Annotated in this window: 13 protein-coding genes; 6 read left to right on the forward strand and 7 right to left on the reverse strand. The window is 72.2% G+C overall.

Going from position 1 to position 16,587, the window contains the following annotated elements; translation table 11 throughout:
• The 5 genes from NP064_RS00475 to NP064_RS00495 form a co-directional block, all read right to left on the reverse strand.
• Complete coding sequence (locus NP064_RS00475; RefSeq protein ID WP_227568462.1) at positions 1 to 948, reverse strand: nucleoside hydrolase; 948 nt, start codon at positions 946 to 948, stop codon at positions 1 to 3.
• Between the two features lie 90 nt (positions 949 to 1,038).
• Positions 1,039 to 1,983 carry an ABC transporter permease gene (locus tag NP064_RS00480; protein WP_227568461.1) on the reverse strand — a complete coding sequence of 315 codons (945 nt, stop codon included), beginning with the start codon at positions 1,981 to 1,983 and terminating at the stop codon, positions 1,039 to 1,041.
• The gene (locus NP064_RS00485) at positions 1,983 to 4,892 is read right to left on the reverse strand and encodes an ATP-binding cassette domain-containing protein (protein WP_227568460.1); all 2,910 of its coding nucleotides are present in this window, start codon (positions 4,890 to 4,892) and stop codon (positions 1,983 to 1,985) included. Before NP064_RS00485 ends, NP064_RS00480 begins: the two co-directional genes overlap by 1 nt.
• Positions 4,893 to 4,988: 96 nt before the next feature.
• Positions 4,989 to 6,035 (reverse strand): BMP family lipoprotein, encoded by a 1,047-nt coding sequence (locus NP064_RS00490; RefSeq protein ID WP_227568459.1) that lies wholly within the window; start codon positions 6,033 to 6,035, stop codon positions 4,989 to 4,991.
• Positions 6,036 to 6,086: 51 nt separating this feature from the next.
• Positions 6,087 to 7,025: a ribokinase gene (locus tag NP064_RS00495; RefSeq protein ID WP_256813731.1), complete on the reverse strand. Its 939-nt coding sequence runs from the start codon at positions 7,023 to 7,025 to the stop codon at positions 6,087 to 6,089.
• A 389-nt stretch (positions 7,026 to 7,414) separates the two neighbouring features.
• Here NP064_RS00495 and NP064_RS00500 point away from each other — a divergent pair, with 389 nt between their 5' ends.
• Positions 7,415 to 8,428, forward strand: coding sequence for a LacI family DNA-binding transcriptional regulator (locus NP064_RS00500; RefSeq protein ID WP_256813732.1), 1,014 nt, complete (start codon positions 7,415 to 7,417; stop codon positions 8,426 to 8,428).
• A 46-nt stretch (positions 8,429 to 8,474) separates the two neighbouring features.
• Here the strand turns inward: NP064_RS00500 and NP064_RS00505 are convergent, their stop codons facing one another.
• Positions 8,475 to 9,404 carry a nucleoside hydrolase gene (locus NP064_RS00505; RefSeq protein ID WP_227568456.1) on the reverse strand — a complete coding sequence of 310 codons (930 nt, stop codon included), beginning with the start codon at positions 9,402 to 9,404 and terminating at the stop codon, positions 8,475 to 8,477.
• A gap of 136 nt (positions 9,405 to 9,540) precedes the next feature.
• Here NP064_RS00505 and NP064_RS00510 point away from each other — a divergent pair, with 136 nt between their 5' ends.
• Genes NP064_RS00510 through add form a run of 3 tightly spaced genes read left to right on the forward strand, consistent with a single transcriptional unit; the run spans position 9,541 to position 12,315 of the window.
• Positions 9,541 to 10,569: a LacI family DNA-binding transcriptional regulator gene (locus NP064_RS00510; protein ID WP_227568455.1), complete on the forward strand. Its 1,029-nt coding sequence runs from the start codon at positions 9,541 to 9,543 to the stop codon at positions 10,567 to 10,569.
• 10 nt (positions 10,570 to 10,579) lie between these two features.
• Positions 10,580 to 11,320, forward strand: coding sequence for a glutamine amidotransferase (locus NP064_RS00515; RefSeq protein WP_227568454.1), 741 nt, complete (start codon positions 10,580 to 10,582; stop codon positions 11,318 to 11,320).
• Positions 11,317 to 12,315, forward strand: a complete 999-nt coding sequence (gene add / locus NP064_RS00520; protein WP_227568453.1) for an adenosine deaminase — start codon at positions 11,317 to 11,319, stop codon at positions 12,313 to 12,315. The genes NP064_RS00515 and add overlap by 4 nt, the downstream gene beginning before the upstream one ends.
• 55 nt (positions 12,316 to 12,370) lie before the next feature.
• Here add and NP064_RS00525 read toward each other — a convergent pair whose 3' ends face one another.
• Positions 12,371 to 12,841: a hypothetical protein gene (locus NP064_RS00525; RefSeq protein WP_227568452.1), complete on the reverse strand. Its 471-nt coding sequence runs from the start codon at positions 12,839 to 12,841 to the stop codon at positions 12,371 to 12,373.
• 251 nt (positions 12,842 to 13,092) lie between these two features.
• Here NP064_RS00525 and NP064_RS00530 point away from each other — a divergent pair, with 251 nt between their 5' ends.
• Positions 13,093 to 13,905, forward strand: a complete 813-nt coding sequence (locus tag NP064_RS00530; protein ID WP_227568451.1) for an ABC transporter ATP-binding protein — start codon at positions 13,093 to 13,095, stop codon at positions 13,903 to 13,905.
• Positions 13,906 to 13,955: 50 nt separating this feature from the next.
• Positions 13,956 to 16,478, forward strand: coding sequence for an ABC transporter permease (locus NP064_RS00535; protein ID WP_227568450.1), 2,523 nt, complete (start codon positions 13,956 to 13,958; stop codon positions 16,476 to 16,478).
• Positions 16,479 to 16,587: the final 109 nt, after the last annotated feature.

Raw genomic sequence — 16,587 nt, forward strand, 5'->3', positions numbered from 1 at the left:
TCAGCCGGCCTTCCGTGCGGAGAGCGCGGCGATCGCCTCGACGGTCATGTCCCACAGCAGCGGCTTGTCGAGCCGGACGGCGACGTCCGTGTTGTGCGGCTGGCCCAGCAGGTCCTCGAAGTCGGTCACCGTCATGCCCGTGGTCCACGTGCCCGTGAGCTCCACGGCGACGAAGGCGCTGCGGGTGGTGAACACGTCCGGGTCCACGAGCCAGGCCACGCAGCACAGGTCGTGCACGGGCGGGGCGTCGAAGCCCTGGTGCTCGCGGTAGGTCTTCCCGAAGAACTTCAGGATCTCCACCACGAACTCGGACAGCGGCGAGTCGATGGCCGCGATCCGGGCCACCACGTCCGCGTCGGCGGTCGCCTGGTGGGTGAGGTCCAGCCCCACCATGACCACCTTCCACGCGCCCGCGAACACCGCCTGCGCGGCCTCGGGGTCGGCGATGATGTTGAACTCCGCCGCCGGGGTCCGGTTGCCGCGGGTGTAGCCGCCGCCCATCAGGACGACCTGCTTGACCCGCTCGACGATGCGGGGCTCCTTGCTCATCGCCAGGGCGATGTTGGTGAGCGGGCCCGTGGGGACCAGCGTGAGGGTGCCGGGCTCGGCGGCCATCACCTCGTCGATGATGAGGTCCACGGCGTGCCGGGGGTCCAGCTCCCGCACCGGCGCCGGCAGCACGGGGCCGTCGAGCCCCGACTCGCCGTGGATGTCGGGCGCCACCATCTGGGGGCGGACCAGCGGTCCCCGGCACCCGGCGGCGACGGGCACGTCGATCCCCGCGATCGCGCACACCGACAGCGCGTTGCGGGTCACCTTCTCGAGAGTCTGGTTCCCGGCGCAGGTCGTCACGGCGACCAGCTCGATGCCGGGGTTGCCGGCGGCCAGGATCATCGCCAGGGCGTCGTCGTGGCCCGGGTCGCAGTCGAGGATGATGCGTTCGGTCATGGTGGTGCTCCTTGCCGGATGAGGGCGCGCCTGCCCGCAGCGACGGCGTGCGCCGTGCCGTCGCCGGGGTCGAGCGGTCCGAGGGGGAGGTCAGGCTGTCTGTGGGGCCGGCGTCGCTGACGGCGCCTTGCTGCGGATCTTGTGGAAGCGGATGCCCACCAGGACCAGCGCGATGATCGTGATGATGTAGGGGGTCATGAGCGCCAGGTTCGAGTTGAACCCGGCGATGCCGAGCTGATCGGCGATCGCGTCCGCGGCGCCGAAGATGAACGCCGCGACCATCGTCCGCACCGGCTTGGCCAGCCCGAACGTGAGCGCCGCGACGGCGATGAAGCCGCGCCCCGAGGTCATGTTCGCGGTGAAGCTGCCGAGAGTGGCCATGGCCAGCTGCGCCCCGGCGACCCCGCACAGCACCCCGGAGATCAGGATGCTCTGGAACTTGACCCTGCGGACGCCGATGCCCGCGGCCTCGGCGGCGGCCTCGTCCTCGCCCACGGCGCGCAGGTGCACGCCGTAGCGGGTCCGGTACAGCACGATCGAGGCCACCGGCACGGCCAGGAGCGCGAGCCACACGAGCGCCGTCTGGTTGTGCAGGGCCGGGCCGATCACCGGGACCTCGGCGAGCGGGCCCAGCGAGATGCGCGGCAGCCGGATGCTCGCGCTGGGCGGCGTGACGCCCGGGTTGCCGTAGAAGACCTGCAGCAAGAACACCGACAGCCCCGCGGCCAGCAGGTTCACACCGATGCCGACCACGATGAAGTCGGCCTTGAGCCACAGCGTCGCGAACGCGTAGATCAGGGCCAGGACCAGCGCGGCCGCCACCGCGGCGCCCACGCCGACGAGGGCGCTGCCGGTGGCCGAGCCGACGGCGATCGAGGTGAACGCCCCGATCAGCATCATGCCCTCGAGCCCGATGTTGAGGATGTTGCCCTGCTGGGTGAACGCGCCGCCGATGGCGGCCAGCAGCAGCGGCGCCACCTTCATCAGGATGACGAAGAGCATGCTGGCGGTGAAGATCTGCTCCAGGACGCCCATCAGAGGTCTCCTCGGTTCTCGGCGTCGGCGCCGCGGTCCGGCGTCCGGGGTGTGCCACCAGGTGGCGGTGCGGCCGCTGCGCCAGGACGCTCAGCGGCCAGGACGGGCTCGTGGTCGAGGGGCGCGTCGGCGGCGGGTCCCGCCGTGGCGCCCGCGGCGGCGGCAGCGGGGGCCGCCGTCGTGCGCCGGCGGCTGGGCAGCATCGCCAGGAGCTTGTCGCGGGTGCGGCGGTCCACCAGGAACACCGCGGTGATGGACAGGATGATCAGGCCCTGGAGGACGTTGACCAGCGGGAACGGCACCGAGGTGTTGAGCTGCATCGCGTTCGAGCCGGCCATCATGTTGGCGTAGAACGCCGCCGCGACGATCGCCGCCCACGGGTTCAGCCGGGCCAGCAGCGCCACGGTGATGCCGAGGAACCCGTAGCCGGGGGAGAACGTCTGCAGGAACCGGCCGCCGTTGGGGCCGAGCACGAACAGCGTCCCGGCGAGCCCGGCGACGGCGCCGGAGATCGCCATGACCTGGATGCTCATCATCTTCGGGTTGACGCCGGTGTACTCCGCGAAGCGGTTCATCTCGCCGAGCTGGCGGACCCGCAGGCCCCACACCGAGCGCGTCAGCACCAGGCCCAGGGCGATCACGATGAGCAGGGCCACCACCAGGTCCATGCCGAACCCGTACGGCGCGCTGAACACGGGCAGCCGCGCCTCAGGGAGGATCTTCGGCGACGCCGCGAGCCCGGCGCCGGGGTCCCGGAACGGGCCGGTCACCAGGTAGGCGGTGAGCAGGGTCGCGATGGTGCTCATCATGAGCGTGGTGACGATGATGTCCACCCGCCAGAACGCGAGCAGCGCCCCGGGGATCGCGCCCCAGATCATCGCCCCGAGCATGCCGCACAGCATCATCACCACGGTGAGCAGCGGCGCCGGCAGGTCGGTGAAGGTGAAGCCCGCCCACGCGCCGCAGAACGCGCCGATGAAGAGCTGGCCCTCGCCGCCGATGTTGAAGAACCCGGCGCGGAAGGAGATGATCACCGCCGCCGAGAGCACGGCGAGCGGGATGAACTGCGAGATCAGCGCCGCCATGCCGAACGGGGCGCGGAAGTTCGAGAAGAACAGCTCGGTGTACGCCGCGAGGGGGTTCTCCCCGAGCGCGAGGATCACGATCGCCCCGATGACCAGTGACAGCGCGATGGCCATCACGGGCTGCGCCGAGCCGCGCAGCGCGGCGAGGCACGATCTGCCCAGGCGTTGCGGGATGCCCTCCCGCTCCTGCGGGACGGGTGTCGCCTCGCGCGGGGCGGCGGGCGCGTCCGAGCCGCTTGCCGCTGCCGCTGCCGCGGCGCGCTCGGCGACCACGGCGTCATGCGACGCCTGGGCCCGGGCGAGGTCCTCGGCCTGCGGCGGGATGCCCGCCATGGCCAGGCCGACCGCGGCCTCGCTCATGTTCTCCTGCGTGAACTCCGCGACGATCTGCCCGCGGAACATCACGAGCAGCCGGTCGGACAGCGACATGACCTCGTTGAGGTCGGCGGACAGCAGCAGCACGCCGGCGCCCTGGTCCCGCTGGGACACGATCGCGTTGTGCACGAACTCCATCGCGCCGACGTCGACGCCGCGCGTGGGCTGGCTGACCATGAGGACCTTGGGCGAGCTCTCGAACTCGCGCGCGATGACGACCTTCTGGATGTTCCCGCCGGACAGCGTGCTGATCGTCGTGGACGGCTGGGCGCCGCGCACGTCGAAGCCGGCGATGAGCCGGCGGGCGAACGCCTCGGCGCTGCTGCCGCTGATCCAGCCGCGCCTCGCCACCGGCGCCGTCAGGTGGGTGGGGATGAGGTTCTCGGTGACCGACATCCCCGGGCCGGTGCCCACCGCGTGACGGTCCTCGGGGATGTACGCGAGGCCCGCGGCGCGCCGGGCGGCGACGCTCGCCCCGCTGACGTCCGCACCGGCCAGGGTGATGCGGCCGGCGTCGACGCCCTGCATTCCGGCGACCGCGGCGGCGAGCTCGGACTGCCCGTTGCCCTCCACGCCGGCGATGCCGACGATCTCCCCGGCGCGCACCTGCAGCGCGAGGTCGTCGATGACGGTCACGCCCCGCTCGTCCACGACCGTGAGGCCGTCGACCTCCAGCACCGGGGCGCCGGGCTTCGCGGGGGTGTGGGCGATGCGCAGCAGCACCTCGCGGCCGACCATCATCTGCGCGATGTCGGCCTGGGAGAGGCCCGCCGCGGGGCGCGTGTCGATGGAGCGGCCGTCGCGGATCACCGTGATGGCGTCGGCGATCTCGAGGACCTCGCCGAGCTTGTGCGAGATGAACAGCACGGCGCACCCCTTGGCCGCGAGCGACCGGATGACCTCGAACAGCTCGTCGGACTCGCCGGGGGTGAGCACGGCCGTGGGCTCGTCGAGGATCAGCAGCCGGGTGTCGTGACTGAGGGCCTTGAGGACCTCGACGCGCTGGCGCAGCCCGACGGAGAGCGTCGAGACCTTCGCCTGGGGGTCGATCTCGAGGCCGAAGCGCTCGCTGAGCGCGGAGACCTCCGCCTCCATGCGCTTCGCGTCGAGGGTGCCCCGCTGGGTGCGCAGCTCCCGGCCGAGGAAGACGTTGGCGGCGACCGTGAGGGACGGCACGAGCTTGAAGTGCTGGTGCACCATGCCGATGCCCAGGGCTGACGCCTTCTGGGGGCTGGTGATCCGCACCTCCCGGCCGTCGAAGAGGATGGCGCCGGAATCGGGCTGGGCCGTGCCGGCGATCATCGTCATGAGGGTCGTCTTGCCGGCGCCGTTCTCGCCGACGAGGGCGTGGATCCGCCCGGGGAGCACGGACAAGGAGATGTCGTCGTTCGCCACCTTGGGCCCGAAGGCCTTGGTGATGTGGCGGAGCTCCAGCAGGGGTGTGGCCATGAGTGGACGTCTCTCTTCGGTCGTGGCCTTCAAGGGGGTGTGCGGTGGCCGCTGCCCGCCGGGGGGACAGCCGGCAGCGGCCACGCGCGAGGGGCGTCAGTACGCCGTCGGGACCTTGATCTCGCCGTCGACGACCTTCTTCGAGTACGTCGCGATCTCGTCCTGGATCTCCTTCGGGACGATGTCGCCGTTGTCCTCGAAGGTGAGGCTCACGCCGTTGTTGTGCAGGCCGTACTCGGTGGTCTCGCCGAACTTGAGCGTGCCCGCGGCGTGCGCGTCGACGGCCGACTTGAGCGAGACGCCGATGTTCTTGAGCATCGAGCCGAGGATGTGCCCCTTGTGCAGCGGGTTCTGGTTCGAGTCGACGCCGATCGCGTACCGGTTGCTGTCCTCGGCGGCGCGCAGCACGCCGATGCCGGCGCCTCCCGCGACCTGGAAGACGACGTCCGCGCCCTGCTCGTACATGGCGGTGGCCTGGTCGAACCCGCGGTTCGAGTCGACGAAGTCGCCGACGTAGGAGACGAGGACCTCGATCGACGGGTCGACGGACTCCACGCCCTTCTTGTAGCCGACCACGAAGTCGTTGATCACGGGGATGTCCATGCCGCCGACGATCCCGACCTTCTTGCTGCCGGTGGCCAGCGGGAACGTGTCCTTGTTGATGGTCGCCTGCGCGGCGAGCACGCCAGCCAGGAACGAGCCCTCGTTCTGGCGGTAGACGATGGACGCGACGTTGGGCTGCTCGACGACGGAGTCGTAGATCAGGTAGTTCTGCTTCGGGTACTTCGGGGCGGTCTCGTCGAGGATGTCGATGAACTGCGAGGTGCCGACGATCACGACGTCCCAGTCGCCGCCGGAGACGGACTCCAGGTTCGAGCGCCACTGCGCCGGGTTCTCGGCGTCGCTCTGGATGTTCTGGATCTTGCTGCCGGCCTTCTCCATCTCGGCCATGCCGCGTGCCGCGTCGTCGAAGAACCCCTGGTCGCCCAGCGGGCCGTTGACGACGTTCACCACGGACAGCGCGCCGTCCTTGGCGCCCTCCGTGCTGCCGGCGGTCTCCGTGGCGTCGCCGCCACCGCACGCCGCGAGTGTGAGGGTGGCAGCCGCGGCGATCGCGACACCGCCTATCAGTCGCTGCTTCATTGTCGTGCTCCTTTGCACTGGTGAACTCATTGCGGGGGTTGGACAGGTCGTTCAGGGCCCCGGGGGCGGGGAGCCCAGCGGCTCCGCGGCCCGGGCGAGGGAGGCGCGCACGGCCTCCGGACGCGGCATCCCGGTGGTGGCTCCGAGGGAGCCCACCGAGACGGCTCCGGCGTGGGCGGCCCAGCGGGCCGAGGCGACGAGGTCCTCGCCGCGGCTGAGCGCGTCGGCGAGGGCCCCGATGAAGGTGTCGCCGGCGCCGGTCGTGTCGACGACCGCGACCCGGGGGGCGGTGACGTGGGACAGCTCGGCGCCGTCCCACACGAAGGCCCCACGCTCCCCGACAGTCACCACCACCGAGCCGCTGATGGCGGTGTCGGCGGCGAGCTCGGCGGCGAGCGTCGCGGGGTCGGGGGGCAGGGGCCGCCCGGTGACGGCCTCGTACTCGATCTCGTTGACCACGAGAACGTCGACGAGGTCGAGGATCTCCGCGGGCAGGGCTTGGGCGGGGGCGGGGTTGAGGACGAACGAGCCGCGGGCGGCGCGCGCCGCGGCGAGCACGGCGTCGAGGGGCACCTCGAGCTGCGCGACGACGACGGCGGCCTCGGCGACGGTCGGCCCGGCGGCCTCGACGTGGCGGGCGGAGAGGCAGCCGTTGGCGCCGGCGACGACGACGATGCTGTTCTCGGCGGCGGAGTCGACCTGGACCATGGCGCGGCCGGTGGGGGTCTGCGGCTGGGCGCCGAGGTGGCGGAGGTCGATGCCCTCGCCGCGCATCGCGGCACGGACCTCGGCGGCGTCGGGGTCGTCCCCGGTGAGGCCGACGAACGCGACGCGGCGGCCGAGCCGTGCGGCGGCGATGGCCTGGTTGCTGCCCTTGCCGCCGAGGAACTCGGCGTAGCCGGTCGCGGACACGGTCTCGCCCGGACGGGGAAGCTCGTCGACAGAGGCGACGAGATCGATGTTGACGCTTCCCACCACGGTCACGTCCATGCGCTCAGGCTCCATTGCCCGACCCTTTGATCGCAGTCTGCTCAGAGATCGTTCTCTGAGCCGTGGCCCTGATCAAACGGCCTGCGATGTGTGATTGTCAAGGCCCTGCACGGGCGACCTTCGGCCCATTGTGGGGAAGTGCTCCTCTGGTTACAGTTCGGTCTCGGTAATGGATTACTCACGCTGCCGGATCCGGCGCGCGTGTCCCGGGCGGACGATCGAGGGGGGCCCATGGGGACGACCACCGCAGAGGCTGGGGCCGCCATCGTCCCCAGCCCGGCAGGAAGTGGCAGGAATGCGGCGCGGGTAGCATCTCCGGCGCCGGCGCAGCCCGGCGCCTCCCGAACCGGCCAGCCGCCGGGGCCGGGCCACGCGCGGAACGGGGATCGATGATGGGGCGCAAGGTCACCGTGCGGGATGTCGCCGCCGCGGCCGGCGTCTCGACCGCCACCGCCTCCCGGGTGCTCACGCACAGCACCTCGGTGAACCCCGAGATGGCCCGCCGCGTGCTGAAGGCCAGCAGCGAGCTGGGCTACACCGCCAACGTCTTCGCGCGCGCGCTCCGCACCCAGCGCACCGACACCGTCGGCATGGTGGTGCCGTCCATCAGCAACGCGTACTTCATCGCCGCCGTCGAGGCCGTCGAGAGGGAGCTCGCCGACAGCGGCCGCTCGCTCATCCTGTGCGACGCCCGCGAGTCGGTCGAGACCGAGGCCCAGCGCATCGAGCTGCTCGTCCAGCGCATGGTCGACGGGCTCATCGTGGTGCCCGTGACCGCGTTCGACTCCGTGCCGGCCATCGAGGCCGCCGCACGCCAAGGGCCGGTGGTGCTGTTCGACCGGTGGGCGGACGCGGCGAGCACCGACTACGTCGGCAGCGACAACGCCGACGGGCTGCGGCTCTGCGTGGACCATCTGCGCGCGCGCGGCTGCCGCTCGATCGTCTACGTCGGGGCCAAGCCCCGCACGAGCACGGCGTACGAGCGGCACAAGGCCTTCCGCGAGCTCATGGGGCCCGCAGACGGCGCCGACGGCGCGGACGGCTCCACCCTGCTCGGCGAGTTCAGCATCGAGTGGGGCGTCGACGCGGCACGCCAGCTCCTGGGCCGCGACGAGCTGCCCGACGCGATCGTGTGCGGCGCCGACATCATCGCGGTCGCCCTGCTCGGCACGCTGCGCGAGGCGGGGGTGGCCGTCCCCGAGCAGGTGAAGGTCGTCAGCTACGACGACCTGCTGCTGGGGCAGCTCACCGTGCCGCGGCTCACCTCGGTGCGCCAGCCCATCGACGCGATGGCCGCCGAGGCGGTGCGGCTGCTCGACGAGCGGGCCGGGCGCCCCGACGCGCCCGTGCACAAGAGCATCTTCCGGCCCACGCTCGTGGTGCGGGAGTCGACCGGTCGCTGACGCCCCAGGCTCCGGACCGCCGCGGCGGCCCGGAGCCCGGCGCGGGTCAGCCGGCGCAGGCCGTGAGCAGCATGTCCACAAAGCGCTCGCGGTCGGCCGCCAGCACCACCCGGGTGTTCGGCGGCTTCTGGGTGACGCCCAGGTGGTCGACCACCGTCATGCCCAGCGTCTGCGTGCCCGCGGTCTCGACGCGGACGTAGGCGTCGATGCCCCGGAGCGCGATCGACGGGTCGATGGCCACGGCCATGGTGACCGGGTCCGGCAGGTCGAACCCGTCGATGTGCGTCACCTCGCGGCAGAACTCGACGAGCTGGCGCTGGATGCGGGTGCAGAACTCGCCGAGCGGCCCGGTGGCCGCGAGACGCACGGAGTCCGCGGGGGTGATCGTGGCGTCGTTGCGCGAGACGTCCCACCCGACCATCTCGAGCGGCAGCCCCGAGGTGAACACGATGTCGGCGGCCTCGGGGTCCACGTAGACGTTGAACTCGGCGGTGGGGGTGACGTTCCCGGTGTGGTCGCCCGTCCCCGCCATCATGACCACCCGGGCGAACAGGCCGGCGATGTCCGGGGCCTTGCGCAGGGCCAGGGCCAGGTTGGTCAGCGGGCCGAGGGTCACCAGGGTGATCTCGCCCGGGTGGGCGCGCGCGAGCTCGATGATGCGGTCCACGGCGTGCCCCTCGACCGGCTCGCGGCCGGTCAGCGGGAGCCCGATGTCGCCCATGCCGTCGGCGCCGTGGACGTCGTGCGCGAACACGTGCTCGCGGACCAGCGGGCGGTCGGCGCCAGCGAGCACGGGGACCGTCGAGCCGCACTGCTCGAGGGTGTAGAGGGCGTTCTGCACGCCCATGCTGAGCGGGACGTTGCCCGAGACGACGGTGACCGCCAGGACGTCCACGCGCGCGTCGGTGAGCGCGAGGACGAGGGCGACGGCGTCGTCGGAGGCGGTGTCCGTGTCGATGATCATCTTCTGTGCCATGTGCAGTTCGTAGGGATGTAACGCCATGTACGCAACGCGCCGCTCCGTGCGCGTTGACCTGGGCTTTCGAACCCTGCTAAGAACTGCCCCGTGGGATGTAAACCTTTACATCCCACGGCGACGAGGAGGTCGCACCATGGCAGGACGGGTGACCGTCGAGGACGTGGCCCGGCGCGCAGGCGTCTCCACGGCGACCGTCTCGCGTGCCGTGAACGGCACCGCGCGGGTCGCCCAGGAGACCCTCGACCGGGTGCGGGCCGCGATCGACGAGCTCGGCTTCCACCCCACGCCCGCGGCGCAGAACCTCCGCCAGCAGCGCACCCGCAACATCGCGCTCGTGGTGCCCACCATCACCAACCCGTTCTTCCCCGAGCTCGTGGCCGGCGTCACCCCGGAGATCGCCCGGCGCGGCTGCTCGCTGCTGCTCATCAGCACCGGCGACCCCGAGGTCGAGGCGGTCCGTGTGGCCGGCTCGCGCCTGGTGGACGGCGTCCTGCTGGTGGGCTCGATGGAGCGGACGGGGGCCACGCCGCGGGCCCGGCACGTGGAGGTCCCGGTGGTCGCCTTCGACCGCGCGCCCTCGACGATCCGCACCACCGTGGTGCAGTGCGACAACGTCGCGGGCGCCCGGGACGTCGTCGCGCACCTGGCGGAGCTGGGGCACCGCGACATCGCGCACCTGCGCGGGCCACGCGGGCTCGACGTCGCCGACCAGCGTGCCCGCGGGCACCGGCGCGCACTCCTGGAACGAGGCCTCGACCCGCGGTCGGGCGGCGAGCTCGAGGGCGACTTCAGCGAGGAGTCCGGGTACGCCGCCGCCCTCCGCCTGCTCGACGGCCGGAGCCGGCCCACGGCGCTCTTCGCGGCCAACGACATGATGGCCATCGGCGCCCTCGCCGCGCTGCGCGCCCGGGGTGTGCGCGTGCCCGAGGACATCGCCGTCGCCGGCTTCGACGGCATCCGCCTGGGCCGCTACCTGCACCCCACCCTGACGACGTACGCGCAGCCGATCGCCGCGATCGCCCAGCGCGCCGTCGGCCTCGTCCTCGACGCCGTGGACGCCCAGACGACCTCGACCCCCGGCCCCGGCCGCCGGGCGCCCCAGGTCCTGACCCTGCCCGGTGACCTCGTGGTCGGCGGGTCGACATCCCCCGCCCCGTCCTGAAGGAGATCCCGTGCCGCACGTCCTCGTCGTCGGAGAGTCCTGGTTCATCCACTCGATCCACCAGAAGGGCTTCGACTCCTTCACCACCTCCGAGTACCAGGAAGGCGGGGCGGCGTTCCTCGCGGCCCTGCGCGCTCGCGGCCACGAGGTGACGTACGTGCCCTCGCACACCATCCATGAGCGGCTGCCCACCACCGTCGAGGGGTACGCGCCCTACGACGTGGTGGTGGTCTCCGATGTCGGGGCGAACAGCTTCCAGCTCCCGCCGCAGACGTTCTCCGGCTCCGTCCCCGCGCCGGACAAGTCCGAGCTGCTGCGCGCCCACGTCGAGCGCGGCGGCGGGCTGCTCATGGTGGGCGGGTATCTGACGTTCAGCGGGATCGACGCCAAGGGCCGGTGGGGTCGGGCCCCGCTGGGGGAGGCCCTCCCCGTGCGGGTGCTGGACCGCGACGATCGCGTCGAGCTGCCCGTCGGCGCCCAGCCCCACGTCTCCGCCGATCACGAAGTGGTGGCCGGGCTCGCGCCGGTGTGGCCCGCGCTCCTCGGCCTCAACGAGGTCGTCGCCAAGGACGACGCCCAGGTCCTCGCGACCTGCGCCGGCCACCCGTTGCTCGTCGTGGGCGGCTACGGCGCCGGCCGCACGGGCGCCTTCACCTCGGACATCGCGCCGCACTGGGCGCCGCCGGAGTTCCTGGACTGGGACGGGTACGTCGACCTCTGGGACCGCCTCGTCACCTGGCTCGCCGGATGAGCGCCGAGCCCAACCTCTCGCTGGCCCAGCAGCTGCGGGACATGCCCAAGGTGGAGCTGCACTGCCACCTGGAGGGCTGCGTCCGCCCCGAGACCTTCATCGACCTGGCCAGGCGCCACGGTGTGGCACTGCCCTCCGACGACCCCGCCCAGGTGTACGCGTACCACGACATGGCCAGCTTCATGGAGGTCTTCGAGCGGCTCAGCGCGGCGGTGGTCACCCGCGAGGACGTCGCCCGGATCACCTACGAAGCGCTCGTCGACGCGTCGCGCGGCTCGAACGTCGTCTACCGGGAGATGTTCGTCAACCCGACGCTGCACCCCACGCTCGCCTACCCCGAGCTGCTCGACGGCCTGACCGCGGGCGTGCGCCAAGCCCGCGCGGACACCGGGATCGTCGCGCGCCTCATCCCGTCGGTGTACCGGGCGCACAGCCCGGCGCGGGCTGCGGCGATGGCGCGGGACGTGGTGGCGGGTCCACGCGACCTCGTCGTCGGGCTGGGCATGGACGGTGACGAGCTGGCGGGGCCGCCGGCGGACTTCGTCGAGGCCTACGTCATCGCGCGGGACGGCGGGCTGCCCGTCACGGCACACGCGGGGGAGCGGTTCGTCGCCCAGGAGGTCGCCGACTGCCTCGACCTGCTGGGCTGCACGCGGCTGGACCACGGGTACGCGCTCGCGCGGGACCCGGCGCTCGCAGCGCGGGTCCGGGCGGAGGGCATCCACGTGACCTACGCGTGGCTGTCCACCACATACAACTTCCATGGGCCGATGGCCGAGCACCCGTTCCGGCTGCTGCGCGACGCCGGGCTGTCCATGTCGATGGGCAGCGACGACCCGGCGATGGGCGGCACGGACCTGGCCGGCGACTACGCGGCGGTCGCCGAGGCTCTCGGGTTCACCGTGGCGGACTTCGTCGCCCAGAACCGCGCGGCCCTGGCGGCGTCGTGGCTCACCGGCCCCGACCTGGAGGCCGTCCGCGACCGGCTCTGGTGACGCGGGCGCCGTGGAGGTGGACGGCTGGACCTGGTGATCCGGGGTGGGCGGCCCGTCACCAGGTCCAGCCGCGCTCGGCGAGCTCGACCTCCTTGCGGAACCTCTCCTGCGGGTCCCCTTTCGCGCGGTTGCGCAGCTGCACCCCGGCGAGCTGGCAGGCCTCCGCGAGCAGGTCGTCGTAGGCGAGCTGGGTGGCGATGAGGCGTTCAGCCCGGGCCATCGAGCGCGGCTCGTCCTCGATGGTCCGCGCCAGCTCGGCGACCTTGCCGAGCCTGGTCTGCACCCGCAGGGCCAGGAACGGATCGGGCACGGCGATCTTCCCGTCGCCGACCTTGTCCAGGCGGACCTCCGCCGCGAGGTCGCGCGCGCGTCGTCGCCGCGGGTGCAGCCGGTCCCAGAACCGGCCGATCGCGGCCCGCAGACGGCGCCTCCAGCGGGGCGGCTCGTCAGGGCTGGGGAACACCGCCCACAGCACGCAGAAGAACGCTGCGGGAACGAAGAGGACGATCAGAACTGACCACGGCATGAGCGCAACCTCTTACCCGAGACCGGCGAATGGCACACCCTCGTGTCCCTCCAGGCTAGGCACGGTCGGCCGGATGGGCGAGGCCACACGGGCTCGGGCCGGCCAGGCGCCCCGCAGGGCATCGGGGGCACCCTGACCTGCGGATGAGGCCACTCGGGGTCTAATCAGGGCGTTAACTGATCGCTGGTCACGCCGGTGAACAGGCACGATGTCCTGGTCACCAGTCCGCATCACCACCGATGGGAAGTCTTATGAGCACCGCCCCGATAGGTCCCGCCTCAGCCGTCACCTCGCCCGATCCCGCGACGCCGCCCATCGCGACCGCACGGGGACTGGTCAAGACATACGGCTCGGGCGAGACGGCGGTGCATGCGCTCGCGGGCGTCGACGTGGAGTTCGGGCGCGGCCAGCTCACCGCGATCATGGGCCCGTCGGGATCGGGCAAGTCGACCCTGATGCACTGCATGGCAGGGCTGGACCGCCCCACCGAGGGCTCGATCGTGGTGGACGGCGACGAGGTCGGCAAGATGAACGAGCGCCAGCTCACCAAGCTGCGCCGCACCCGCCTGGGCTTCGTCTTCCAGGCGTTCAACCTGGTGCCCACGCTGACCGCTGCCGAGAACATCACGCTGCCGTTGGACATCGCGCGCCGTCCCGTGGACAAGGCGCACTTCGACGCCGTGGTGGCGGCCGTCGGGCTCGAGGACCGCCTGGGGCACAAGCCCAACGAGCTCTCCGGCGGCCAGCAGCAGCGGGTGGCGTGCGCGCGTGCGCTCGTCTCGCGCCCGGCGGTCGTCTTCGCCGACGAGCCCACCGGCAACCTGGACTCCACCTCCGCCGCGGAGGTCCTGGGCTTCCTGCGCCGCTCGGTCGACGACCTGGGCCAGTCCATCGTCATGGTCACGCACGACCCGACGGCCGCGTCCTACGCGCACCGGGTGCTGTTCCTGGCCGACGGCCGCCTGGTCGGCGAACTGCTCGACCCCACCCCGGCGTCGGTGCTGGAGATGCTCGGCTCGGTCTCCTCCCGCGCGCGCCAGGCCGCGTCACCGGCAGCCGTCTGATGGGGCGCGTCGCGCTAAGGGGCATCCGCGCGCACCTAGTGCGCTTCCTGATGTCGCTCCTCGCTGTCGCGTTGGGCATCTCGTTCATCGCGGGCACGTTCTCGCTCAACGGCATGCTCTCGGCCACCTTCACGGGCATCGTCGACTCGACGATGCTGGGCGACGCGTACGTCCGCGGCGGTGACGAGTCGATCCGCGCCTCCACGACCGGCACCGAGGTCGGCCCGACGCGCAACCGCATCCCGGTGGCGCTCGCCGACGAGCTCTCCAACGTCGACGGGGTCCACGCGGCCCTCCCCGAGATCTCCGGCCTCATGGTGCTGGTGGGCGCCGACGGCACCGCGGTGCAGTCGACCCAGGCCCCCAGCTTCTCGGTCAGCTACGACCCCCGGGACCGCACCAGCAAGGTCATCGCCGGCCGCGCGCCCCAGGGTTCTGGCGAGATCGCCCTGGAGACGGTGACCCTGGCCAGCTCGGGCCTGGAGGTCGGCGACACCACGCGCATGGTGGTCGGCGGGGATCTCCGTGACGTCGAGGTGGTCGGCGAGATCGACCCCGGCGGCCCGATGGCCGGCGCCACGATCGCCTACGTCGACCTCGAGACGGCCACGGCCGACTTCGCCGCCGACGGCATGGTCGCCACCATCGCGGTGTACGGCGAGGACGGGACCACCGAGCAGCAGATCGTCGACGCCGTCAACGAGGCCGTCGCCGGCTTCGACACTCCCGTCGAGGTGGTGGGCGGCGACGCGATGCGCGTCGAGTCCCGCGACGACGTCGCCAGCCAGATCGGCTTCATCTCGACGTTCCTGCTGGTCTTCGCGGGGATCGCGCTGTTCGTGGGCGGCTTCATCATCGCCAACACGTTCGCCATGTCGGTGCGCCAGCGGATGCGCGAGTTCGCGCTGCTGCGGGCCGTGGGCGCCTCGCCCACGCAGGTGCTGTCCTCGATCCTGCTCCAGGCCGCCGTGGTCGGCGTGGTCGGTTCGCTGATCGGCGTCGCCGGTGGCGTGGGGCTGGTGTCGCTGTTGAAGGTGGGCTTCGAGTCCATGGGCATGAGCCTGGTGGGCGACATCCCGCTCGACACGTCGACCGTGGTCATGTCCGTGGTGATCGGCGCCGTGGTCAGCGTCGGCGCCGCGTTCCTCCCGGCGCGCCGTGCCGCGATGGTCCCGCCCGTCGAGGCGATGCGCGACGACGTCGCCACCACCGAGCGCTCGCTGCGGGTGCGGGCGATCGCCGGAGGCGTGATCGGCGGGCTTGGTGTCGTGGGCGTGGTGATCGCCGCGCTGCAGCCCGAGCTGGAGAGCGGCGAGACGCTGCTCGGCATCGGCGCCGCGGCCGTCGTGATCGGGATGCTGCTGCTGGCGCCCGTGCTCGCCCGGGGCGCCCTGGGCGTGCTGGCCGCGCCGTTCGTGGCGCTGGTCCGGCCCGTGGGGCGGCTGGCCCGCGGCAACGTGGTCCGCAACCCGCGCCGCACCGCCAACACCGCCGGCGCCCTGATGATCGGCATGGCCCTGGTCGGGGCGGCCACCGTGATCGCGGCCACCACGCAGGCGTCGCTGGGCACCGTGGTCAAGAAGGAGGCAGTGTCCGACTTCATCGTCTCCGCCGCCACGAACAGCGCCATCCCGGAGCAGGCCATCGACGAGATGCGCGACCTGCCCGAGGTGGGCTCGGTCGACGCGCTGTACTACGGCGTGTTCCTCGCCGACCGTGTGGGGGTGACCCCGGCCTCGGACAGCCTGGTCTCCACCTCGGGCATGGACCCCGCCGCGTTCGGGCGCAGCCTCGACGTCGACGAGGTCGAGGGCGACCTGCAGGCCGCGCTCAACGACGGGCAGATCGCGCTGCAGGAGTCCGTCGCCGAGGAGCACGGCTGGACGGTGGGCGACGAGCTGACCTTCCTGGGCAGCGCCGGCGCGCACGACGTGACGGTGGGGGCGATCTTCAGCTCCAACGCGCTGGGGGTCGGATCCGCGATGTCGCAGGACATGTACGACGAGATGATCGTGCCGGGCGAGCGCTATGCGGCGAACGTGTTCATCGCCAGCGCCGACGGCGTGGACCTCGAGGACACGCGCGCGGCGCTGAGCTCGACGCTCGAGCCGTACGTGGTGATCTCGCTGCTCGACAAGGACGAGTTCGTCGCCGGTATCGCCGACCAGGTGAACCAGGTGCTGGTGATCCTGTACGCGCTGCTCGGGTTGTCGATCATCATCGCCGTGCTGGGCATCGTGAACACGCTGGCCTTGTCGGTGATCGAGCGGACCCGCGAGATCGGCCTGCTCCGGGCCGTGGGCCTGGGCCGGCTGCAGCTCTCCGGGACGGTGACCATCGAGTCGGTGCTCACCGCCCTGTTCGGCACGGTCGTGGGCCTCGCGGTCGGCGTGGGCCTGGCCATGGCGCTGCAGAAGGTGTTCACCGACGACGGGCTCGGCACACTGTCCATCCCGTGGGCCAGCCTCGGCTCGATGCTGGTGCTGGCGCTGGTGGTCGGGGTGCTGGCCGCCCTCTGGCCCGCGTTGCGGGCCGCGCGGATGCCGGTGCTTGACGCCGTCAGCTACGAGTAGCCCGGCGCCGGCCTGGCGGTCTCCCGCCCAGGCCGTGGCCTGACCCCGCCGGGGCGCGCACGTCGCGCCCCGGCGGCGTCATGTCCGGGGTTCTCCTACGCTGGCCGGG

Source organism: Cellulomonas chengniuliangii, from assembly GCF_024508335.1.
Taxonomy (GTDB): domain Bacteria; phylum Actinomycetota; class Actinomycetes; order Actinomycetales; family Cellulomonadaceae; genus Cellulomonas_A; species Cellulomonas_A chengniuliangii.